The organism is Cytobacillus oceanisediminis (genome assembly GCF_007830235.1).
Taxonomy (GTDB): domain Bacteria; phylum Bacillota; class Bacilli; order Bacillales; family Cytobacillaceae; genus Cytobacillus; species Cytobacillus oceanisediminis.
This window is the reverse complement of record NZ_VLKI01000004.1, coordinates 200,427-221,153: the sequence shown is the minus strand read 5'-3', so window position 1 is coordinate 221,153 and position 20,727 is coordinate 200,427. Positions and strand designations below refer to the sequence as shown.

Here is a 20,727-nt window from a genome sequence, read left to right as displayed (position 1 = left end):
TTTGCTTTGTTCCGCCGTCTTTTTTCGTATGTTTTGTCATGATAAGCCCTCCTTAAAGATGAGTTCCCCCATCTATATTGTGTAACTATTGACGCTTTTTTAAGAAGGAAACTGCAGGAATTTTTTCAGCAATCTTCTTTTTTAAATTTAGTATTGATGGCATTGATTTCCCCGCCGAGAATGATGATAATTCCCGATATATAAAACCAGATCATCAGGACAATGATGGCCCCGATGCTACCATAAGTAGCGGAAAAATTGCCAAAGCTGCTGACATAGTAGGAAAAAGCAAGCGAAGACAGCACCCAGCCGACTGTGGCAAACAGCGCACCTGGCACCGCACTTATACAGGTCAGCTTTTTATTGGGGGCAATCCAATACAATCCTGTAAACACAATAAACAGGATAATAGGACTGACAAGCCAGCGCAGCATATTCCATACCGCCAGAAATTGGCCGGACAACCCGAACTCGGAAAATAAAAACAGTCCGATTTGCTTTCCGAATACAGGAAGAAGCAAAGCCAGCACAAACACAAAAATCATGGCAAAGGTCAGCAATATGGCCATTCCTCTGGCAATAAGGAATGGGCGGCTTTCTTTTACGTCATATGCCTTATTAAAAGCCCTTACTACCGCATTAATGCCGTTTGAAGCAGACCATATGGTTGCGATGATCCCAAAGGAAAGCAATTTTCCATTTTTCTGCGTAATTTCATAGATATTTGTTTCAATCAGCTTCATCGTTTCACCCGGGGCAAAATCACGAATAACATTTAATATGTCTTCTGTTGTAATCGGCAAATACGGAAGCAATGTCACTAAAAAAATTAATAAAGGAAAAAGAGAGAGAAGGAAAAAATACGCCAATTGGGCGGCAAGACCCAGCACATCATCTTCCTCTACTCTCCTCCATAAGTTTGGAATCAGAGTCGAAAAAGCTCGTCCCATTCCAACACCTCACTTGAGTTTAATGCGGAGCCCGAACCGTCTCACCAGCAGATTCCTGTGGCGTTCCACTTGATCCCTTCGGCTTTATATCGCTAAATGCCTGTTTGGTATTTTGGACAATTTCTGTTACTTCTGGAGCCATCTCTTTTAACTCCTCTACAGTCCCAGTAATAAAAGCCACATCCTCACTCACTTGCTCAATTGCTGTCTTGACTTTATTCGACACTTCCTTCACCTGGGTAACGGCTTCATTTGGATGCTTTAAATAATAACCTACATCACTGGACGTTTTTTTGCAGTTATAGACAACGGTTTCTCTTGTTGTCTTGTCCAGCATGCTCAATGCTCCTCCTGCAAGTGCTCCATAAAATACACCTTTCCAAAACAGTGATTTCCCCATATTTTATTTCTCCTTTGGCTAATTTATTATATGAAAATTTAATTCATTTTTTCCCTTTATTTAAAATGACGAAACCCCTCTGTTCCGCAAATTAGTATCGTTTGTATTATATACGATCCGTCTCTCCTATATTTTCTACTAATTTCCATTGTAGATGCAACCCTTAATTCAGTTGACATTTTTTTAAGAACATGGAAAGATGAAAAGAAAAGCGGAAGGCGCCCGTTTAAGGAGCAGACTAAAAACGCCACGTCCTGTGGCAACGTCTGCATGACCCGCATCCTGCGGGCCTCAAGCATAAGACGAGCCCTGTAAGGATTTGCTCTTTCCTTCTGCAAGGGATTGGCTTATGTCTCGAGTCCCTAGGAGCCGAAACTAGAAATGCTTATGACCTCGAGCCGATGGCGCCTGTAGCTAGACAATTGAAAAGCGGAGACCCGTGACCTTACAGTTACTGCTTCTTCAAATACATAACAATGAGAGGATGTCCGGCATGAATAATTTATCGGAAAAATCGGTTGAGAATGTTGAGTACATGATCGAAGCAATAAAAGAAAAGTTAAAGGTTCTAAACCTAGGGGCTATCAAGCCATCCCATTTTGATGAGGAAATGTATGAAGAATTAAAAGACATCTACGATCTTGTTATGAAAAAAGATTCCTTCAGCCCAAATGAAATGCAGGCATTGGTAGAAGAACTCGGCAATCTTAGAAAAAATAAATAAATTGAAAGCAGCCATTTCATGACTGCTTTTTTACTGGATACTAAGAAGACCCCTCGCCCTCAATAATTCCCGATATTAATACAGTATGGTGTTCAGCTAATGAAATCTCCACGCCTGTATCCAAATATCGGATAAATGGACGCTGCAGGCTGTTGAGAATTTTTGTTACAATCGCTTTCCGGCCATTATTTAAACGGACCTTACTGCCAGGGATATAGGATGGCACTTCCTGGACAAACTGTTTAACCAACTCAACGGTAAATACTGTGCCGCTTTTCGCCATCATGTATTCCATTGCTTCATGAGGAGGCATTCCACCTTTGGAAATCAAATTATCATACATATTGGAAATTCCGCAAATTTGGGCAAATTCATGGATTTGGCTGCCCTCCAACCCCCGGGGACTGCCGCTTCCATCTGCATGCTCATGATGCTGATAAGCCATATGGGCTGAAAGAAGACTGATTTCACGTCTTTTCCGAAGAAACTCAAATCCTTCCTTTGCATGGTCTTCTTCCTTTTCTGCGATTGCTTTTCCGATATCATGAAGCAGGGCTCCTACAGCAAGATCCCGAATTTGCATCTGCGAAACCTGTCTTTTTTTCGCAAGCTTTAGAGACAGCAAAGCCGTGTTGACCGCATGTGCAAAGTCCCTTAGTTCCTCAGCCAGCGACGAAGCAGGAACCAGGACAATCGCTTTGCGCCTTCCAACTTCTTCTGCAAGCTTCAAGGCCAGCTTCTGCACTTCGCGGACTGGAAGCTCCTCCTTATTTGCAGCAGCCCGGAAAGCTCTCTGCACCGTTTCAATTGCATCGATCCATGTTGGAAAGTCAACCATTTCATCTATTGTAATTCCGGAAGACTCAGCATCTTCCACAAATAAATACCGGATATCCATTTCCTTCAGTCTGTCCAAATATACCGGGTGGATCGAACGGCCTGCAGCAAGGAGGATACGCCTCTGCTTGTCATAAATCGGCTTGGCCAGCTGCATTAAATTATGATTATATTCATCTATGCTAACCAGTCTCATTTTCACCACCTCCATTTTCCTTAAGTATACAAATACAAGGATAAGCTGTCATTTGATTTTCAGGATAATTTACTGAAAACACCGAAATATATTCTTGTTTACCCAATCAACTAAAAACCCCCTGCCACTTTCGGCAGAGGGATTTGTAAATTTAATTTATAATAATTTAAGCGATTCGCGGGTAAAGGCAGGGATATCGTCCGGCTTGCGGCTTGTGACAAGCTGGTTCTGGCATACGACTACTTCTGTATCCTGATAGTTTGCGCCGGCGTATTCCATATCGGCTTTAATGGACTTGTAACCTGTAGCGTCGCGGCCTTCAAGCGTTTTTGCTGTAAGAAGCAGCTGCGGCCCGTGACAGATTGCAAAAACCGGCTTCTTATCGTCCATGAACGATTTAGCAAACTGTACGAAACGGTCATCTGCACGAAGCTGGTCCGGAGAGAACCCGCCTGGCAGGAATAACGCATCAAAGTCCTGCGGGTTTACGTTATCGATGCTCTCATCGATTTCAACAGCAGCTTCTCCCTGCTTTCCTTTTACAGTTTTTCCTTTTTCCTTCTCAATTGTTACCACTTCATGGCCTGCTTCTTTAAATGATTGGGCAGGGTCTGTATATTCTACATCTTCAAACATATTCGTCATTAAGCAAGCGATTTTTTTACTCATAGGTAATCCTCTCCTTTGAAAAAAATCTTCACATAATGGAGATTTCCCTTATCAGACGGGCTTAAAACGTTAGATTGCATATTTCAGGAAAAGTTTTAAAACACCTGGCTGTCCATTCTTCTCGCAAAATCAACAAACCTGAATTTGTCCGGCCTATGCCTGGATTCCGTGTATTGGAAGAGTGTTGCGTCATCAAAATAAATATAATTTTTCACAACGACAATCGCACGGAAGCCTTCCATATCTAGGAGTTTCCAATCCTCTGCAGTCGGTTCCTCCACTGTAAATTCCTTTTTTGCAAAACTGATTTTTTTCCCTAACTCTCCTTCAATATAGGCAAAGATAGAGCGGTGGCATATTTCCTCAGTTAAGCCAGGCACATATTTTTCAATTAAAAAATCTTTGTCCAATATGATTCTTTCATCTTCTATTTTTCTGACACGGAAGACTTTCCACACTTTTTCACTTTTTTCAATTTGAAGATGCTTCATCGTCTCAGAATCTGGCTGAGTTAAGGAAAAACTATCTACAATCGTTTCTGCCCGCTGGCCCATTTTTCCGGCAAGCTCCTTAAAGCTGACCAGGCCCGAAATAGGGAACTGCAGCTTTTTTAAATCAAGAACCATCGAGCCTTTGCCGCGGATTTTCTGGATAAACCCGTTTTGGGCAAGCAAATTTAAAGCCTTGCGAATGGTTTCCCTTGAAGTTGAATACATCTCAGTCAATTCATTTTCTGAAGGCAGAATGGATCTTGGGGGATACTTGCCCTCCTGAATATGCCGGGCAAGTTCCTCATAAATTACTAGGTATTTATTTCTCATTTTTATCACCGTTTAGTCCTGTTTTATCCCCATTCTACCATTTTTTCAGAACTGTATCCTGTAGACCTTTATTTACTTGCTCGACAGCTGTATAAAATACCAGCCGCCTTCTGTTACAACGGGCTTATATGTTTTTATTTTCAAATTTAATTCTTTCGCCATATGGATGATATCCTCCTCAGCCGGGGTCGGATATAGATTTTCAAAAGCGGAGAAGAAGCTATTGAAAACGCTTGAAAAGGCTTCCCCTTTTTTTGAGTGGAGAATGGGAGTGATAATCGTTATTGAACCATTTCGGCTGAGCCAGCTTTTCAAACGAAATAATAGCTGCTTGCGATCCTGGGGTTCGATATAGTGAAGCAGATTGTTGACCATAATCAAATCTGCCTTATTTTCAGGCATATAATCATGGACATTGGAGTTGATGATGTTAATATTTTTATAGTCCCGGCAATTATTTCGGGCCGATTCTGCGACCTCTTCATTAATCTCTATCCCTGTCAAATCAGCATTGGGAAACTTTACGCTGATCCTGGTTAAATAGCCTCCTTCTCCACAGCCAATGTCGATAATGCGCTTGATCTTATTTTTTCGGATCATTTTTAAAAGCCGCGGCAGGGCAAGCTGCTCAAGGAGTGATGAGGTTCTAGCCACAGTTGGCCCATGCTCTTCATGGTCAAAGGTATTTCGTTTATTTGAACGAAGCAGCTCCGGATATGAAAGCAATGTCGGGATATGCAGCTCCATCATTTCTTTAAGGATGATCCCTGTAGACCGTGGGTTTTTCGGTGTGGAAGGCAGACTGAATTTGGACGCTGTTTTAATTTTGTCCTCCCCTTTCTTTTTTAAATGGCGGATGGCCAGTCCAACCTCTACCCATCTTAAAAGCAGCTCCTCCTGCAGATTCTTGCTTGATGCCACATCCTTAACTGTCCTCCATTTCCGGAACTGCGAAAAAAGATCAAGTTCGAAGCCTACATAAGCATGCCAGCTATACAGAAACGGCTGGTTTTTTTTCATCCAATTCCTTGCTTTCAGTAAACGCACATATTCTTTTATCATCGTTGTTCAACCTTCTTTCAGCATTTCCAAGGATAGTCGTCTTTTTCTGTGTAAAAGTAATTCCTTTTTGCATCGGTGGAAAGGCCTCTTTTTCTAGCTGGCAGCAACCCCGCCTGAACGAAGCGGTCCAAAACCGATTCGGACCAATATCCAAGCCCCGAGACATTCAGCATTTGCTTGAATTGGAGTTTTTTATCCCTTTCGATTTGCTTTAATCCTTTGCGCCGGATTCCTGTAATGAACCGGTTCGAATAGGAATAGGCTAAAGCGGATAAATGGCTGAGGCTGATCATTTTTTGAGCCCGGAGCTTTCGGACTTTTTCATACCACTTCAGCCTGCTGGACGAAATTCTTCCGGTTGCATACATCCCTGCAAACAATTCACCAAGGACATCCGCATCCTGTATAGCCATATTCATACCCTCACCAGCCATTGGATGGACCGTATGTGCCGCATCCCCCAATATGGCAAGCCTGCCATTCACATATTTATCAGCATAAAAGGCTGTTGGAATCATTAGCTGAATATCCTTCCAATCATTCAGCCTCGTTACGAAACCCTCCAATTCCGGAAAAAGTTCCAAATAGTTTTGGTGGAAATGGTCAATCCCCTTTGCGAGATACTCCTTATAAGTACCCTCTGGAATTAAGTAAACAGATCTGACCTTTGATTCGGGCAGCGGAAATAAACCGAGGAACCGTTTATCTTTTGAAATAATTTTTCCTTCATCCAGTGACTGAGGCCTTGGAAAAGTGACAGTCAAAAAATGATGGTTATACTCTATTTTTTTAATTTTGCTGTTCATTTCTTTTCTGGTAATGGAATTCCTTCCTTCTGCGCCTACATAAAAATCAGCCTTCACGGAGAGTCGCTCATTCAATTCCTTCCTCTCGACTATTAAGCGGCCATCACAGTATCCTTTTCCAATAGCACCGGATAGGTACTGGAAGTTCGGATATTGCAGTGCCTGTTTGAGAAGAATTCCTTTCAGCTTTTCATGCTCGATCATAACGGCATAATCATAGTCTCCCGGCAATATGCTATAATCCATGGAAAACTCGTTTTCTCCCTCCTCAAAACCAATCCTGGAAAAAGAAAAACCATTACCTCGAATCTCATTCAGAACATCAAGCCGTTCGAAAATCTGCATACTCTTCGGCTGCAGGAGCTCACCTTTATAAATGGAAGACGGCGCTTCAAGCTTTTCAATTACCAGTACATCGATCTTCGACCTGGCAAGCTTCAGCCCAAGCGTCAATCCGCCAATCCCCCCGCCGACAACAGCTACCTCCGTATTCGAGGACATATTTCACACCACCTTTGCCCTTTATTTATCCTCCTTTTTAAAATGCAAAACCAATGGATATGCTGATATTACAGTGTTTGGAAAATTTTAATAGACCGTTCACATGAAAAAAGGAGTATGATAAGAGAGGCACCTATATTTTAAAATTCTTGTATAATAGATAGAATAGAATCATACAAACTAAATTTTTGCTCCATTTAGGACAATCTATATAGCATTAAACTTGGAGGCATTTCTATGAGAGAAATAACAGTCGAACAATATATTCAAATGGATAAAGCAGTTCCGGTTGATGTAAGGTCTCCAATTGAATTTGAGGAGTGCAGCATTCCAGGAGCTGTGAATGTACCGCTTTTCACCAATGAAGAACGTGTGGAAATTGGTACTCTATATAAAAAAGAAGGTTCAGATGCTGCTAAATGGAGAGCGATGGAGATGGTTTCACCGAAAATTCCATCCATGCTCGGGAAAATTCGGGATCTGAAAAATGAAGGCTATCAGCCTGTTATATACTGCTGGCGCGGCGGAATGCGCAGTAAATCTGTAGCCACCTTTTTAACATATGCAGGAGTCTCTTTCCCTCGTTTAGTAGGGGGATACAGAGCCTACAGGCAATACATTCTTGAAAACACAGCTGGATTAATTCCTGATCAATCAGTTGTTCTGCACGGCATGACTGGCGTGGGAAAAACCGATGTACTGAAAGTATTAAACGAGAGAGGTTATCCTGTCATAGACCTTGAAGAAATGGCGGGACACCGCGGCTCAATCTTCGGCTCCTTTGGAATGGGTGACGGCAGCACCCAAAAAACCTTTGACGCGCTGCTGTATCAAGCACTTTCAGAGGTTAAGGGATCGTCATATATCATTATGGAAGCAGAAAGCAAGCGAATCGGCAAGGTCGTTCAGCCAGATGAACTGCTGGATACGAAGAAAACCGGCATCCACATCGATATGTTCGCCGGTATGGAGTCCCGTGTTCAGCGAATTCTAAGGGATTATGTTGAGCCCTACAAACAGGAAGAATGGTTCAAACCAAAAGTCAGTGAAAGCCTTGTATTTATCAAAAAAAGGCTCAAAGACCCTGAAATTCGTGCCCAGCTTGAAGAAGCAGTCGAAAAAGAAAATTACGAACTGCTGATCAAGCTTTTATTGGAACACTATTATGACCCGCGCTATGCATTTAAGCAGCATGATTATGAAGGTCAATTCCACCATGTGCATGCTGATGATGTTGAAGCAGCAGCTGAAGCCGTCATCAAGATTATTGAAACACAAAATGCTCCCGTCCTGTGACGTAGAGCATTTTTTTAATTTGTAAAACGGTCTATATCATTTGGTTAATGCTGTGGTATGATGATAATAATATTGAACAAATTTGTTCTTAATATAGAACCAGCGTGTGAATTCTGCTCTAAATCATATTACCTACAATAAAAGGTGTGTGAGATACAATGATCGGTGATCGTGTTAAAAGACTTCGCCAAGAAAAGAGAATGTCCTTATCCGAGCTTGCTGAACAGGCCGGTGTGGCCAAATCTTACCTAAGTTCTTTAGAGCGCAACCTGCAGACAAACCCATCCATACAATTCCTTGAAAAAATTGCTGCCGTATTAAATGTCCCTGTCGAACATTTAATCAACGAGCAAATTAATAAGGACGAGCTCGATACAGAATGGATAAAAATCGTCAAAGAAGCGATGGAATCTGGTGTATCCAAAGAGCAATTTCGGGAGTTTTTGGATTTTAATAAGTGGAGAAGCGGACAGAAATAAAAATTTTTAGAGTCTGAAATATTTCAGGCTCTATTTATTTCAAGCCCCTATACTATTGCCTATAAATACTTGGTTTACCGGACCTCAGTTAATACTTCCTTCGCTCCATTTTTATGTAGAAACTCACGGATCTATTTTTTTTCAAGGCCTAAGTTTTAGGCAGGTCACGTCTGCTTGCCTTTTCTGCTTCCTTCCTTTGGGCCAGAAACCCCAGCTCCTCATCAGATTGGCCAATCTTCATTTTTCCATTTATAATCGCAATAGTTGCAGGCACTGCTCCATTTTTCCGAATAATTTCTTCAACTTCTTTTGCCGTCTGGACATTTTGAGGGGTATGGCATACCATGTGAAATAATCGTTGATTCCAATGCAACACCCAGTTTATTTACTTTCTTTGCTTTCAAAACTTCTTCTGAGTACTCCATCCATTTTTCTAACATGATGTCACGTTTCCTTAGTTAAAATATTGTTTGAATGTTTCCTTTAAGCGTGTATTATTTAGGTTCGGATTAACTGTTTCTAGTGATTGCAGCGCCAGCATCGAGCAGGCCATTCCAATTTTACAAGCATCCTCTGTGTTCAAGCCCTTCAAATGTGAAAAAATAATTCCGGCTACCAGTGAATCTCCAGCACCTGTCACATCGGCAATTTTCACCTTCGGAGGAAGCAGCACACCTGCTTCTCCTTCGTTGGTGAAGTAAATCAGCCCTTTATCCCCCCGGCTAATGACTACTTTTTGTGCACCTTTTTTCATTATTTTCTCTGCGGCTTTAAAAAAATCTCCTTCACTGCTGATTTCCATTCCCGTTAAAGCTTCCGCCTCATTTTTATTGGCAATCAGCCAGGTCACGCCATTCAGATCCTTCGGCAAATTTTTTATTTTCGGTGCAGATACAGGGGTTATACAGAGCGGTATACTCTCTTCATCACATCTTGCAATAATCTGCTTTAGGACACGAGGAGGAAAGTTAGTGTCAAGTATGACCATTTCGGATGAGGCAAGATAGCCCCACTTCTTCTCAATAAACTCAGTGTTAACATTTTCATAAATAGACATATCGGCTAGGGCAACGGCCATTTCTCCTTCATGATCGAGCACTGCTGTATAAGTGCCCGAGGTGAGCCCTGCCAGGGACTGTGAGGCTGAGACATCAACAAAAGCTTTTGTATATTCGATCAGCCATTCTCCGTCAGGGTCGTCACCCACAACAGTCATCAGGCCAACATCACAGCCCAGCCTCCCAAGGTTTTCGGCTATATTGCGGGCTACCCCGCCGCAGGACTGAGAGCTCTCAGCCGGATTTGATGTCCTATACTGAAGTTGGCCTGTCACCTGAATCTTCCTATCAATATTGGAGCCGCCAATACAAAGCACTTCTTTTTTTACGGGAAGGACGTAGGCTCTGCCCAAAATTTTCCCCTGCTTAGTTAGCGTAGAAATATACCCAGCAACAGCTGACCTGGAAAGCCCCGTCTTTTCAGCTAAATCATTTTGTGCGATAAATGGATCCTCTTTAATCAGCTGCAAAATCAATGACTCTTTTTCGTTCATAATTAATCAGCCCTGTCGTATTACACTTTTGTTTATATTATGTACTTTTGTCCATAAGTAAAACAAGTGTTATTTTTCAAATAATTCTATAAAGGTTTTATTTCCCATATTTCTAGCATATTTATTCGCTAGTTAACTGGTTTGTTTGCTGGATTAAGTAATTGTTCGCTAAATTTTATTGTTTATTCGCTGGATTTAACTATTTATTAGCTAGTTTCCAGCATTTATTCGCTAAGTTCACAATTAGGTTGGCGGTTCGGCTCAATCTATAAAAAAATGCCTCCCGCCATAAGACGGAAGACCTTTAATTACGCTGCACTATCATCTTTTTTAATATCTTTTAAATAATATTTTTCTGATGTAAAGAATTCGTTTTTCAGCTGTTTGACTTCTTTGCTTAGGAGCAGGACAGCTACGATGTTCGGTATCAAAATCATAGCGAGAGCCAGGTCAAGGAATTGCCAAATGGTTTTCGCCGCTCCTACTGAACCGAGAACAATGGCACCGATGTAAACAACTTTGATTGCTTTTCCGGCAAAAGAACCAAAAAGGAACTCGGCCATTTTGGAGCCATAAAAAACAACCACAATGATAGTCGAAATGACAAAGAATATTAATGAAATGGCAACCAGCACACCACCGAAGGAACCGAAATACTGTGTGAATGCAGCTGCAGTCAAAGCTGAAGGGTCTTCCATTGCGCCCTCCCTTGTCCAAACACCTGACGATAACACGACAAAGGCAGTAGCTGTACACACAATCAGTGTATCAACGACGATTCCGACAATTGCCCAGAAACCTTGCCTTACCGGATGGTCCGTTGTTGCAGCAGCATGGGCAATCGGCGCCGTTCCAAGTCCTGCCTCATTGGAATATAATCCTCGTGCAAATCCCCAGCGAATGATTTCGCCAATTGCCGCACCGGCAAATCCGCCTATTGCAGACATTGGCTGAAACGCATAAGTGAAGATTAATTCCAACACTTCAGGAAGTTTGCCAAGATTCATAAATAATATAATCAGAGCACTGCCTACATAGATAAGAGCCATGAATGGTACAACAATCTCTGTTACCTTCCCGATCCTTTTTATACCGCCAAAAACGACTAATGAAACGAGAACAGCAACAGCAATTCCCGTATAAAGCCCATTGATGCTGAAGGTTTCGCCAACAGCCGCAGCTACTGCATTCCCCTGAACCATAATGCTGGGAATCAGTTCAATCATGAGCGCAAAAGCAAAAATAACTCCAAGCCACTTCATATTAAGCCCTTTTGTCATATAATACATCGGCCCGCCGACATATTCGCCTTCTTCATTTTTCTCGCGGTACTTTACAGCCAGTACACTTTCGGAGAATTTAATCGCCATACCGATCAGGGCAATGACCCACATCCAAAATACAGCACCAGGTCCGCCAAACATAATGGCAGCCGGAACACCGACTATATTTGCTGCACCGATGGTCGATGAAAGTGCAGAGGTCAAAGCCTGCAGAGGTGTAACTGTTCCTTTTCCTTTCGGCTTTTTAAAAATGCTTCCGAACGTTTGCTTAAAAATATATACCGGGTAACGGAACTGGAAAAAACCTAGCATAAAGGTTAAATATAAACCAGTACCCGCTAATAATAGGATGATTGGGTAGCCCCAAAGCCATCCTGAAATACTTGCAACGATCTCTAATAACTTGTCCAAAAAAATTATCCCCCTTGTAATGTTTACACAGCTGTCCTTGATGTTCTGTTTCCCTGTTTTTTACCAGTTAAACATTCAGCTAGAAAAAGTATTAAACCTTTGATAAGTGTAGTACGGTTATCAATCTCCAGCCCAATTCCTACTTGCAAGGTAGACATATTCTTAAAAATCATGTATAGTTAGCTAGGTAACTATATTAAGAAGGTGATCTCATGGATTCTAATCAAAGCGAACTTTTTCACTCCATAAATCAATTTACTCGCCATTTTTCGAAAATACTTAATGAAAGTTTGGTGCCGCTGGGTTTGTATGCTGCTCAATGGACCATTATCTATCGACTTAAAACAGGCGGTCCGAGCACGCAAAAAGAGCTTTCTTCCTATCTGGGCGTTGAAGCGCCAACTATGACACGGACACTGGCCCGTTTGGAGAAAGCCGGATGGATTATAAGAACAATAGGCAAGGATAAACGAGAAAAGAGAATCTTGCTAACCGGCACAGCCATACAAGAATATGACAATTGGCTCAACGCCGTCCGAACAAGCGAAAGCCATGTACTAAAAAACATTACCGAAGAAGAAATCAACACCATGATCAAACTCATGGCAAAAATGAAAGAAAATATGGTACCAGGCACCTATACCAACTGAGGAAAGTGGTATAGGTGCCTGGTACCGATTGTTAGGAGGTCAACATGAAGAAACAGCCGTTATGGACGAAGGATTTTTTGAGTATTTCTATTACTAGTTTTTTCTTATTTATGGGTTTTTATATTTTGCTGACAACGCTTCCTCTTTATATTTTGGATGATTTAAAGGGTGACGAGACACAGGTAGGTCTGATTATATCGGTATTCCTGATTGCCGCAGTGATCAGCCGTCCATTTACTGGAAAGTGGATTGACGAGCTTGGCCGCAGGAAGATTTTGCTTGCTTCATTACTAGTGTTTGCAGTCTCATCCCTGCTTTACTTTTGGGCTGACTCAACACCAGCTTTGCTTGCATTGAGGTTCCTGCACGGAATCGGCTTTGGTATGGCAACGACAGCAACCGGAGCGATTGTCGCGGACTTAGTTCCCAATGAACGCAGAGGCGAAGGTCTTGGCTACTATGCGATGTTTATGAACCTGGCCATGGTTATTGGCCCATTTGCAGGCTTGACGATTGTTCAATATGCAAACTTTGTATGGATTTTCGCTTTATGTACGGCTTTATCATTCATAGCGCTTTTATTGGGTGTTTTTGTAAAAATGCCACAAAGAGCAGAAGGCACCGCCAAGCATCCAAAATTTACTCTTTCAAGCTTGTTTGAGAAAAACGCAGTTCCTGTTGCTGTCGCAGCGGGCATTCTTGCATTTGCTTACGCAGGAATTCTTTCCTTTATTTCTGTTTATGCCAAAGAGCTTGGCCTGCTGGAAGCTGCAAGCTTCTTTTTTGTTGTATATGCGGCGTTCATCATCATGTCCCGCCCCTTCACAGGCCGCTGGTTTGATACTTATGGTGAAAATAAAGTCATTTATCCAGGCATCATCCTGTTTGCCGCCGGATTATTTTTGCTTAGCCAGGCAAACGGCACCTTTTTATTCCTGCTGTCCGGTGCAGTTATCGGATTAGGCTACGGCACCATCGTTCCAAGCCTTCAAACAGTAGCGATAAAACAAGCCGACCCATCGAAAAGAGGCCTTGCTACTTCTACCTTCTTCACACTATTTGATACGGGGATTGGATTAGGTTCCTATGTTTTGGGAATACTTGCGGTTCAAACAGGATTTTCAACCCTTTATTTCATGCTTGCGGGAGTGGCGCTGTTTGGCCTGTTTGTCTACTATATTCTTCACGGGAAAAGGAAAGAGCCAAAAACAGTGCACTCTGAAGCTAATCTGCCGTTATAACTTGTATAGCTACTTATTCAAAAAAGAGCCCATTGCGGCTCTTTTTTTTTGTTTGTCAACCCCTGATTGTGTATATTTTCCGAATATTCTCTGTATTTTTTATGAAAATTGCATATAATGTAAGTAAGGGGAGAACAGTAATTATTATTTAAAGGAGGTTTATGCATGACCATTGTTCATATTTTGAACTTTTCTATTCCTATTGCGTGTGTCTTTCTTTTTGGCGTAATGGTTGACCGCATGTGCAAACCGGACGGATCTGAACAAGAAGCAAATGAATAATGGAACTTCATTTGTAAAGTTGCTGGATTTCAGAGCTTTTTTTTGTTTTTTAGACGCCCTTCCTGCTGATTTTAGAGGAAAATTTCAACATATCCAGGCAAGAAAGCAGTATATTTGCAAGCTCAGCTATTTTATTAGCAACTTTTGATTTTTATTAGCAACTTTTGATTTTTATTAGCAACTTTTCTATTTTATTAGCAACTTCAATAATTCCGCATTTTTCCTTCACCTAAAAAAAGAAATCAGCAATTCTAAGACTGATTTCCCGTTCTTGGCAATATTAAAATTTCTACCCGTCTGTTTTTGGCTCTGCCATCTTTTGATTCATTGTCGGCAACCGGCTGGAATTCGCCAAATCCCTTTGCGCTAAACCACCGTGGATCCAGTTTATCGTGATGCAGGATCATTTTCATAAAATTAACCGCCCGCATCACACTCAGTTCCCAGTTTGATTCAAAGCGGGAATTACGGATTGGAACATTGTCTGTATGCCCGCTTATAATGATATTCCGAGGCGGATCCATAACGAGGAGCTCTGCTATTTCATTCGCTATTTTTAAATCCCCGGTCCGAACCTCTGCACTTCCTGAGCTAAATAGGACATTATCTCTGATTGAAACAAGCAGCCCCTCTGTGGTTAAAGAAGTCTCCAGCTTATCTGCCAAATTCTTATTCTTAATAAATGCATTTACTTTTTGCTGAAGAGAGGCCAGTTCTTCCTGGTCTGCCGCCTGCTTAAGCTGCTCTTTTTCCAGCTTATCAAGCGCAGCCATTCCCTCAAGATCTTTGTCTGGATTCTCTAAAACAGCATCTGTTGATTGCATCTGGCCATCGGGCATCGGGCTTGGAAATTCCAAGACACCTGTTCCGCCAGTAAAAACGTCATTGAATGCTTTCGATAACTTCTGAAACTTTTGTGCATCAACAGAACTCATGGCAAAAAGAACAATAAAAAGTGCCAGCAGCAGGGTTAATAGATCAGCATATGGCAGAAGCCAGGATTCATCCACATGCTCTTCGTGATGCTGCTTCTTTTTTCGCCTACTCATCCTTGGCCTCACTGCTTTCTTCAAGGAATTTTCTGCGTTCCCCTGAAGGAAGATAGGAAGCCAGTTTTTGTTCAATTACCCGCGGTGCCTCCCCTTCCAGGATGGACAGGATTCCTTCAATCATCATGCTCTTCAGCTTTGCTTCCTTCTTCGATTTTCTCTTTAGCTTATTGGCAAAAGGATGCCAAAGCACATATCCCGTAAAGATCCCCAGTAAAGTCGCTACGAACGCCGCACTGATGGCATGGCCCAAGCTGGTTGTATCATTCATATTTCCCAATGCTGCGATCAATCCAATAACAGCCCCCAACACTCCGAGAGAAGGAGCATATGTGCCTGCCTGGCTGAAAATCAAAGCTCCCGATTGATGCCTTTCTTCCATGGCATCGATTTCTTCGCTCAACACATCACGGATGTAATCAGCGCTTTGACCGTCAACCGCTAGAGTTAGCCCGTTTTTTAAAAAAGTGTCTTCGATTTCATTGGTTTTAACTTCAAGGGCAAGCAGTCCTTCTTTCCTTGCCAGTTGGGCCCAATCTGAAAACATTTTAATCATTTCAGTGGGATTCATGAGCTTTTCTTCTTTAAATAAGACCCCAAATAGCTTTGGTACCCTTTTTACTTCACTCGTTGGAAAAGCAATGGCAACTGCCGCTGCCGTTCCCAAAATGATAATCAGGATAGCTGCAGGGTTAAGGAGAACTGCGGGGCTTACCCCTTTATAAATCATCCCTGCTCCAACCGCTATTAACCCTAAAATTATTCCTATTATCGTTGTTTTATCCATGCATGCCACACCTATCTATGTAGTCTAAAAAAACCGCAATGCTATCTACTATTAATTTCGGATACTTTTTACAGTTCTTTAGGAAAATTTTCTTATGCGTTATTTTTCGATTGCCTGTTGATTTCCGCTCCAGGCACTCAGCGAACCGCGGCGATCCGACGCTCCTCGGTGCGAGCGCCGCCTGCGGGGGCTCCCTTTGACACGCTCCTCCCGCAGTGCTTTGAGTAAGCATCTTTGAGATAACACCGCACGAAGAGAATGCGAATGCATTATCGAGGACCTCGCACCTTCCGCTCCAATCAACAGGGTGCCAAAATTAACAATGAGCTTTAACACAGTCATTCATTTAATACAGGACAAGGTTCAAAACCCTGTCCTGTATCCGCATATTTTAGATCCAGCGGCAGCCGCAATGCCTTCTGTGTCTTCTGTCGTCATCCTCTGCACCCCGCACCCTGTCACCTCTGCAGCCTCTTCCAGTTCCGGCTAAATCTCTGTTATACCATAAGTCACCAGCGCCTTCTATATCATGACGGCGATGTTTTCTGCAATCATCTCTGCGATCACCTCTACGGTCGTTTCTTCGGTCATCACGGCGATCTTTTCTGCGGTCATCTTCAATTCCTCCTACATCGTCACGGCGGTGTCTTCTATCATCATCTTCTTTAACAATAACCTTGTCTGCCCGAATTTCCACTTCATCTGCATTGATCTCAAATCTTCTTCTCCAATTGTTTGACATTTGAATACCTCCTTTCTCCTGGATACTATAGAATATGTTTCTTCGGAGGTTTCCGCATGGACAAAACCCCAGACTATCAGAAATTGTGCATGTCTTTTATATAAAAAAACAAAAAAACTCCTTTCCTTTAAGGAGAGAAGTTTTCCTGAATTATATTTTTTGAAATACTAGATTATTTATCTTCATTAAGTGCTTTAATGCAGCCTGGAACGTGGCATGTGTTTCCGCATTAAGCTCAATGCCTGATAAGACAATCTCTTTTATTAACTGTGGCGTCATGCCGACAAAATAAGGCTTTACCCCCATTAGGTGAATTGATTCAGTTAGATTTCGGATTTGCTGGCCCAATTCAACAAGGCACATCCGCTCAATTCGCTCGACCGTAATATCGGTAAAATCGATGATGGCAAACTCTATATCATGATCTTTGATATGTTTCAATATTTTAACGGTAATCTTTTCAAACCTTTCTGCCATAAGGAGGCCTGTGATCGGCACCAAAATAGTTTGGGGAACAATCGATGGAATGATGGGTGCAGTCATATCGGCGATGGTCGCTTCGTATTCCTCTATCCTTTTTTCAAGAGACTTTATATATTCATCTTTATTCATGTTTTCTCCTTAACTTATTCATTCTATGCCAACCAGGCGAACTGTAAAATGGCCAGCTTTAGAACAATTTATTGTTAATTTTTTCTTCGTAGTTTTTAAAAATCGACGAATTGGTATTTAGTCTTCTTTTCGACATCATGCTATTAAAACGAAGCATTTTTTCATTCAGCTTCTGCTGCAATTCCTTCTTTTCTTCACTATTCTCGCATTTTTTGATTAAGTCCTCAATTGTGAGCAATTCCTGTTTAATTTGGGACTCTTCCTCGGTATAGCCTGCATTTTTCAAAATGCGGTAAGCCATTCTCAGGTTTTCCGGCACTGACGCCAGATCATCAAAAGGAAGCGGCTTTCCATAGCCAGGCAAGTTGTCAAACTCGCCATCCTTAAACGCCTTTTTAATCCGATCTTCAGAAATAATGGAAAAGAAGTCCATCCTTCCAGTTCCCCCTTTACATAATTTGTTACTTCCTATTATATATTTTCAACGCTGCTTATTAAAGGAATTATATTTTTACGAAAGGCTACGGGGCCTCCCTTTGATCCGCACTCTCGCAGGTCATTGAATAAGCATCCGTGAATAGACACGGCACGAAGAAAATGCGAGAGCACTTTCGTGGAGTCTCGCACCTTCCGCTCCAATCAACAGGGTGCAAAAATCAACATTGAGCTTTAAAACAGCCCTATGAAAAAACAAGAGAAAGCTTCCACTTCCTCCTGCTAGATCTTCCCTATTAAATTCGGATCCCTGATGATTCCAGGCTGGCCTGGCTTCCAATTTGCAGGTACTCCCTGCCCTGTCTGCTGGGCATATTGAATCCCCTGCATAATTCTGACATGTTCATGAAGATTCCGGCCAACTTCCCCTGGATAAATTAATTTTGCAGAGATGATCCCATTTGGATCAATAAAAACGGATGCTCTTACGGCTGCCCCAGAATTTTCATCCAGAACCCGGTATGCTCTGCTGATTTTATGTGTCCTGTCGCTTACCATCGGAAAATTTACTTTTTTTAAAGAGGGAGAGGTCTCCTTAAATACTTTGTGCGAATATACACTGTCCGTACTAATGGACATGACTTCACAGTTGAGTGCTTTTAAGTAAGGATTAATAGCGGCGACCGCCGCCAATTCTGTCGGTCAGACAAAAGTAAAGTCGCTTGGATAAAAAAACAGCAGTACCCACTTGCCCTTATAATTCTCTAAATTGATTTTTTTTATTTGATTATCAATAATGGCATCAGCGGTGAAAACCGGAGCACGGTCCCCACGGCTTGCGCAAAAAACCGTTGGGCTTGCAGCGACGGCTGCGTTAAATTCATTCACCATTCCTTTGCTCCCTTCATACTTCAATATCCACCATATATACTTATGCTTTTAAAAAGGAAAATGAACGCGAAAGAATGAAAATAAGCTGCCATACATAGTCTTTAAACTCGGGGGAAAAATAGTGAAAGACCCGTAACCTTAAAGATGAAAGGAGCATTACCATGTCACGTGGAGTACATTTCAACCATAAAAGAAAGCATCATCCAGGGAACTTTCCTGAACATACAATGGTAGAACAGCATACAACTGAAGCTCAAGAAGACGAGGAATTAATTGTTACACAAGAAGCATTTAAAAACCGCTTTGAAGAAGATGAAGCAAAAGAGCTTGAAGATCGAGCTAAGGAATAAAAATCAGGGTCTGAAAAATTTCAGACCCTGATTTTTTTATATTGCTTCAATATCAACTTTTTTTAGCCAGGAAGCGCATGCTTCAATATCCTTTGAGAAAATGCGATCCTTAGTAATGGAAGGGACAATTTTTCTGGCTTCTTCATAGAATTTCTTTGTTTTATCAGCCATTTTTTCTGATCCGCGGTATTCTGCTGCCTGCAGTGCGCAAATTAATTCAATGGCAAGGACTTTATTAACATTTTGGATAATCTGATATGCATGCCTTGACCCAATCGTTCCCATACTGACATGGTCTTCCTGATTCCCAGAGGAAGGAATCGAATCGACACTTGCCGGATGTGCAAGCGTTTTATTTTCCGATACAAGGGAAGCCGCCACATATTGGAGAATCATCGCACCTGATTGCAGGCCTGGCTCCGGGCTTAAAAATGGCGGTAAATCACTTAGCTGCGGATTGACAAGCCTTTCAATTCTGCGCTCAGAAATATTGGCAAGTTCCGCGACAGCAATTTTCATAAAATCCATTGCGAGTGCAATCGGCTGTCCATGAAAATTCCCGCCGGAAATGACGCTTTCTCCATTATCAAAAATGAGCGGATTATCAGTAGCTGCGTTCATTTCAATCTCAAGCTTTTCTTTTACATAATCAAGTGCCTGCCAGGAAGCACCGTGCACCTGCGGAATGCACCTGATCGAATAAGCATCCTGAACCCGGATTTCTCCCTGCCTAGTAATCAAACTGCTCCCTGACAGGTATTCACGCATCCTCCTTGCTGTATCCACCTGCTGCTGATAGCCTCTTGCCTGGTGGACATTTTCATCAAAGGCGTCAATAATTCCATTTAAGCCTTCCATGGTCACAGCGGCAATCAATTCACTTTGATAAGCCATCCTTTCTGCTTCAAGATAAGCTACGACACCCATCGCAGTCATCGCCTGCGTACCATTGATAAGCGCAAGGCCTTCCTTTGCTTCCAATGTTAGCGGCGCTATACCTTCCTGCTCAAGAACTTCCAATGCCGGCTTCCTTTCACCATTGTAAAATACCTCACCCTCCCCTACTAAGACCAGTGCTAAATGGGAAAGAGGCGCCAAATCGCCGCTTGCACCAAGCGAACCTTGCTGGGGAATGACCGGATGAATATTTTTATTAACCAGTTCTAGAAGCGTCTCGATTACTGCTGGGCGAACTCCGGAAAATCCTTTTAATAATGCATTGGCTCTTAAAAGCAGCATTGCTCTTGATACAGACTCAGAAAATGGCTCTCCGACACCACATGCATGCGAGCGGATCAGGTTTAATTGAAGACCCTGTACATCCCCTTGATCAATGAGTACATCGCTAAATTTTCCAAAGCCAGTATTAATGCCGTAAATGACTTTTTCCTCACTGACAATTTTTTTCACTGCTGCATGGCTATTTTTAACAATCGCCATACTCCCTTCAGATGCTGCTACTTTTTCTCCTTCAAATAAAACTCGATTGACTTCTTTCAAAGTAAGCTGATTTCCATTTAAAATAACCATTTTATTTTCCCTCCTATGCGTTAAAGTCATCATAGATCCTGTTAGATTTTCCATTTCATTTCCTCCTCGGTACATTAGCGAAATAAAGAAAAGGCTGTATTTCAAACACAGGTTTGAAATACAGCCTTTTTAAACGGATTATTCGCAGCAAAATTTTTTGGGTGTTTCATG

The 20,727-nt window shown here is 42.0% G+C and carries 22 protein-coding genes and 1 pseudogene; 6 read left to right on the top strand and 17 right to left on the bottom strand.

Annotation, left to right across the window (positions count from 1 at the left end):
* Positions 1–125: 125 nt before the first annotated feature.
* Positions 126–950, bottom strand: coding sequence for a YihY/virulence factor BrkB family protein (locus tag IQ19_RS09710; RefSeq protein ID WP_144542229.1), 825 nt, complete (start codon positions 948–950; stop codon positions 126–128).
* A gap of 19 nt (positions 951–969) precedes the next feature.
* Entirely contained in the window at positions 970–1,350 is a 381-nt protein-coding gene (locus IQ19_RS09705) for a YtxH domain-containing protein (protein ID WP_110066719.1), read from the bottom strand.
* A 493-nt stretch (positions 1,351–1,843) separates the two neighbouring features.
* Here IQ19_RS09705 and IQ19_RS09700 point away from each other — a divergent pair, with 493 nt between their 5' ends.
* Positions 1,844–2,074: a DUF1128 domain-containing protein gene (locus IQ19_RS09700; protein WP_144542228.1), complete on the top strand. Its 231-nt coding sequence runs from the start codon at positions 1,844–1,846 to the stop codon at positions 2,072–2,074.
* A 40-nt stretch (positions 2,075–2,114) separates the two neighbouring features.
* Here IQ19_RS09700 and IQ19_RS09695 read toward each other — a convergent pair whose 3' ends face one another.
* From IQ19_RS09695 to IQ19_RS09675, 5 genes are all read right to left on the bottom strand, one after another.
* Positions 2,115–3,107 (bottom strand): HD-GYP domain-containing protein, encoded by a 993-nt coding sequence (locus IQ19_RS09695; protein ID WP_144542227.1) that lies wholly within the window; start codon positions 3,105–3,107, stop codon positions 2,115–2,117.
* A 156-nt stretch (positions 3,108–3,263) separates the two neighbouring features.
* A complete protein-coding gene (locus IQ19_RS09690) occupies positions 3,264–3,776 on the bottom strand; it encodes a type 1 glutamine amidotransferase domain-containing protein (RefSeq protein WP_144542226.1) in 513 nt (170 codons plus the stop codon).
* 95 nt (positions 3,777–3,871) lie between these two features.
* Positions 3,872–4,597, bottom strand: a complete 726-nt coding sequence (treR, locus tag IQ19_RS09685) for a trehalose operon repressor (RefSeq protein ID WP_144542225.1) — start codon at positions 4,595–4,597, stop codon at positions 3,872–3,874.
* A gap of 72 nt (positions 4,598–4,669) precedes the next feature.
* The gene (locus IQ19_RS09680; RefSeq protein WP_144542224.1) at positions 4,670–5,659 is read right to left on the bottom strand and encodes a class I SAM-dependent methyltransferase; all 990 of its coding nucleotides are present in this window, start codon (positions 5,657–5,659) and stop codon (positions 4,670–4,672) included.
* Between the two features lie 17 nt (positions 5,660–5,676).
* The gene (locus IQ19_RS09675; RefSeq protein WP_144542223.1) at positions 5,677–6,966 is read right to left on the bottom strand and encodes an FAD-dependent oxidoreductase; all 1,290 of its coding nucleotides are present in this window, start codon (positions 6,964–6,966) and stop codon (positions 5,677–5,679) included.
* Between the two features lie 237 nt (positions 6,967–7,203).
* On the opposite strand from IQ19_RS09675, the gene mnmH reads away from it, so the two are divergent.
* Positions 7,204–8,262 carry a tRNA 2-selenouridine(34) synthase MnmH gene (gene mnmH, locus IQ19_RS09670; RefSeq protein WP_144542222.1) on the top strand — a complete coding sequence of 353 codons (1,059 nt, stop codon included), beginning with the start codon at positions 7,204–7,206 and terminating at the stop codon, positions 8,260–8,262.
* A gap of 158 nt (positions 8,263–8,420) precedes the next feature.
* Entirely contained in the window at positions 8,421–8,741 is a 321-nt protein-coding gene (locus IQ19_RS09665) for a helix-turn-helix domain-containing protein (protein WP_144542221.1), read from the top strand.
* A 160-nt stretch (positions 8,742–8,901) separates the two neighbouring features.
* Here IQ19_RS09665 and IQ19_RS09660 read toward each other — a convergent pair.
* From IQ19_RS09660 to IQ19_RS09650, 3 genes and pseudogenes are all read right to left on the bottom strand, one after another.
* Positions 8,902–9,181: pseudogene (locus IQ19_RS09660) on the bottom strand (pseudouridine-5'-phosphate glycosidase); the annotation flags it as partial.
* 14 nt (positions 9,182–9,195) lie between these two features.
* Positions 9,196–10,293: a carbohydrate kinase gene (locus tag IQ19_RS09655; RefSeq protein ID WP_144542220.1), complete on the bottom strand. Its 1,098-nt coding sequence runs from the start codon at positions 10,291–10,293 to the stop codon at positions 9,196–9,198.
* Between the two features lie 308 nt (positions 10,294–10,601).
* The gene (locus IQ19_RS09650) at positions 10,602–11,987 is read right to left on the bottom strand and encodes an alanine/glycine:cation symporter family protein (RefSeq protein WP_144542219.1); all 1,386 of its coding nucleotides are present in this window, start codon (positions 11,985–11,987) and stop codon (positions 10,602–10,604) included.
* A 212-nt stretch (positions 11,988–12,199) separates the two neighbouring features.
* Between IQ19_RS09650 and IQ19_RS09645 the strand changes: the two genes are divergently transcribed.
* Both IQ19_RS09645 and IQ19_RS09640 read left to right on the top strand, forming a co-directional pair.
* The gene (locus tag IQ19_RS09645; RefSeq protein ID WP_144542218.1) at positions 12,200–12,637 is read left to right on the top strand and encodes a MarR family winged helix-turn-helix transcriptional regulator; all 438 of its coding nucleotides are present in this window, start codon (positions 12,200–12,202) and stop codon (positions 12,635–12,637) included.
* 44 nt (positions 12,638–12,681) lie between these two features.
* Positions 12,682–13,878: an MFS transporter gene (locus IQ19_RS09640; protein WP_144542217.1), complete on the top strand. Its 1,197-nt coding sequence runs from the start codon at positions 12,682–12,684 to the stop codon at positions 13,876–13,878.
* Positions 13,879–14,411: 533 nt separating this feature from the next.
* Here the strand turns inward: IQ19_RS09640 and motB are convergent.
* The 6 genes from motB to IQ19_RS09610 all read right to left on the bottom strand — a co-directional run bounded on the left by motB (position 14,412) and on the right by IQ19_RS09610 (position 18,676).
* Entirely contained in the window at positions 14,412–15,209 is a 798-nt protein-coding gene (gene motB, locus IQ19_RS09635; RefSeq protein ID WP_144542216.1) for a flagellar motor protein MotB, read from the bottom strand.
* Positions 15,202–15,996, bottom strand: a complete 795-nt coding sequence (gene motA, locus IQ19_RS09630) for a flagellar motor stator protein MotA (RefSeq protein WP_144542215.1) — start codon at positions 15,994–15,996, stop codon at positions 15,202–15,204. The genes motB and motA overlap by 8 nt, the downstream gene beginning before the upstream one ends.
* 391 nt (positions 15,997–16,387) lie before the next feature.
* Positions 16,388–16,738 carry a hypothetical protein gene (locus IQ19_RS09625; protein ID WP_144542214.1) on the bottom strand — a complete coding sequence of 117 codons (351 nt, stop codon included), beginning with the start codon at positions 16,736–16,738 and terminating at the stop codon, positions 16,388–16,390.
* 150 nt (positions 16,739–16,888) lie between these two features.
* Positions 16,889–17,350 (bottom strand): STAS domain-containing protein, encoded by a 462-nt coding sequence (locus tag IQ19_RS09620; protein ID WP_144542213.1) that lies wholly within the window; start codon positions 17,348–17,350, stop codon positions 16,889–16,891.
* A 58-nt stretch (positions 17,351–17,408) separates the two neighbouring features.
* Complete coding sequence (locus IQ19_RS09615) at positions 17,409–17,783, bottom strand: DnaJ family domain-containing protein (RefSeq protein WP_144542212.1); 375 nt, start codon at positions 17,781–17,783, stop codon at positions 17,409–17,411.
* Between the two features lie 284 nt (positions 17,784–18,067).
* A complete protein-coding gene (locus IQ19_RS09610) occupies positions 18,068–18,676 on the bottom strand; it encodes a peroxiredoxin (RefSeq protein WP_242020953.1) in 609 nt (202 codons plus the stop codon).
* Positions 18,677–18,837: 161 nt separating this feature from the next.
* On the opposite strand from IQ19_RS09610, the gene IQ19_RS09600 reads away from it, so the two are divergent.
* Complete coding sequence (locus tag IQ19_RS09600) at positions 18,838–19,026, top strand: hypothetical protein (RefSeq protein ID WP_144542209.1); 189 nt, start codon at positions 18,838–18,840, stop codon at positions 19,024–19,026.
* A gap of 36 nt (positions 19,027–19,062) precedes the next feature.
* Here the strand turns inward: IQ19_RS09600 and hutH are convergent, their stop codons facing one another.
* Positions 19,063–20,556, bottom strand: coding sequence for a histidine ammonia-lyase (gene hutH, locus IQ19_RS09595; RefSeq protein ID WP_199749444.1), 1,494 nt, complete (start codon positions 20,554–20,556; stop codon positions 19,063–19,065).
* Between the last annotated feature and the right edge of the window lie 171 nt (positions 20,557–20,727).

Coding starts and splice junctions, on each gene's coding strand:
- IQ19_RS09710 (WP_144542229.1), bottom strand. CDS start 950: ATGGGACGAGCTTTTTCGACTCTGATTCCAAACTTATGGAGGAGAGTA.
- IQ19_RS09705 (WP_110066719.1), bottom strand. CDS start 1,350: ATGGGGAAATCACTGTTTTGGAAAGGTGTATTTTATGGAGCACTTGCA.
- IQ19_RS09700 (WP_144542228.1), top strand. CDS start 1,844: ATGAATAATTTATCGGAAAAATCGGTTGAGAATGTTGAGTACATGATC.
- IQ19_RS09695 (WP_144542227.1), bottom strand. CDS start 3,107: ATGAGACTGGTTAGCATAGATGAATATAATCATAATTTAATGCAGCTG.
- IQ19_RS09690 (WP_144542226.1), bottom strand. CDS start 3,776: ATGAGTAAAAAAATCGCTTGCTTAATGACGAATATGTTTGAAGATGTA.
- treR (WP_144542225.1), bottom strand. CDS start 4,597: ATGAGAAATAAATACCTAGTAATTTATGAGGAACTTGCCCGGCATATT.
- IQ19_RS09680 (WP_144542224.1), bottom strand. CDS start 5,659: ATGATAAAAGAATATGTGCGTTTACTGAAAGCAAGGAATTGGATGAAA.
- IQ19_RS09675 (WP_144542223.1), bottom strand. CDS start 6,966: ATGTCCTCGAATACGGAGGTAGCTGTTGTCGGCGGGGGGATTGGCGGA.
- mnmH (WP_144542222.1), top strand. CDS start 7,204: ATGAGAGAAATAACAGTCGAACAATATATTCAAATGGATAAAGCAGTT.
- IQ19_RS09665 (WP_144542221.1), top strand. CDS start 8,421: ATGATCGGTGATCGTGTTAAAAGACTTCGCCAAGAAAAGAGAATGTCC.
- IQ19_RS09655 (WP_144542220.1), bottom strand. CDS start 10,293: ATGAACGAAAAAGAGTCATTGATTTTGCAGCTGATTAAAGAGGATCCA.
- IQ19_RS09645 (WP_144542218.1), top strand. CDS start 12,200: ATGGATTCTAATCAAAGCGAACTTTTTCACTCCATAAATCAATTTACT.
- IQ19_RS09640 (WP_144542217.1), top strand. CDS start 12,682: ATGAAGAAACAGCCGTTATGGACGAAGGATTTTTTGAGTATTTCTATT.
- motB (WP_144542216.1), bottom strand. CDS start 15,209: ATGAGTAGGCGAAAAAAGAAGCAGCATCACGAAGAGCATGTGGATGAA.
- motA (WP_144542215.1), bottom strand. CDS start 15,996: ATGGATAAAACAACGATAATAGGAATAATTTTAGGGTTAATAGCGGTT.
- IQ19_RS09625 (WP_144542214.1), bottom strand. CDS start 16,738: ATGTCAAACAATTGGAGAAGAAGATTTGAGATCAATGCAGATGAAGTG.
- IQ19_RS09620 (WP_144542213.1), bottom strand. CDS start 17,350: ATGAATAAAGATGAATATATAAAGTCTCTTGAAAAAAGGATAGAGGAA.
- IQ19_RS09615 (WP_144542212.1), bottom strand. CDS start 17,783: ATGGACTTCTTTTCCATTATTTCTGAAGATCGGATTAAAAAGGCGTTT.
- IQ19_RS09600 (WP_144542209.1), top strand. CDS start 18,838: ATGTCACGTGGAGTACATTTCAACCATAAAAGAAAGCATCATCCAGGG.
- hutH (WP_199749444.1), bottom strand. CDS start 20,556: ATGGTTATTTTAAATGGAAATCAGCTTACTTTGAAAGAAGTCAATCGA.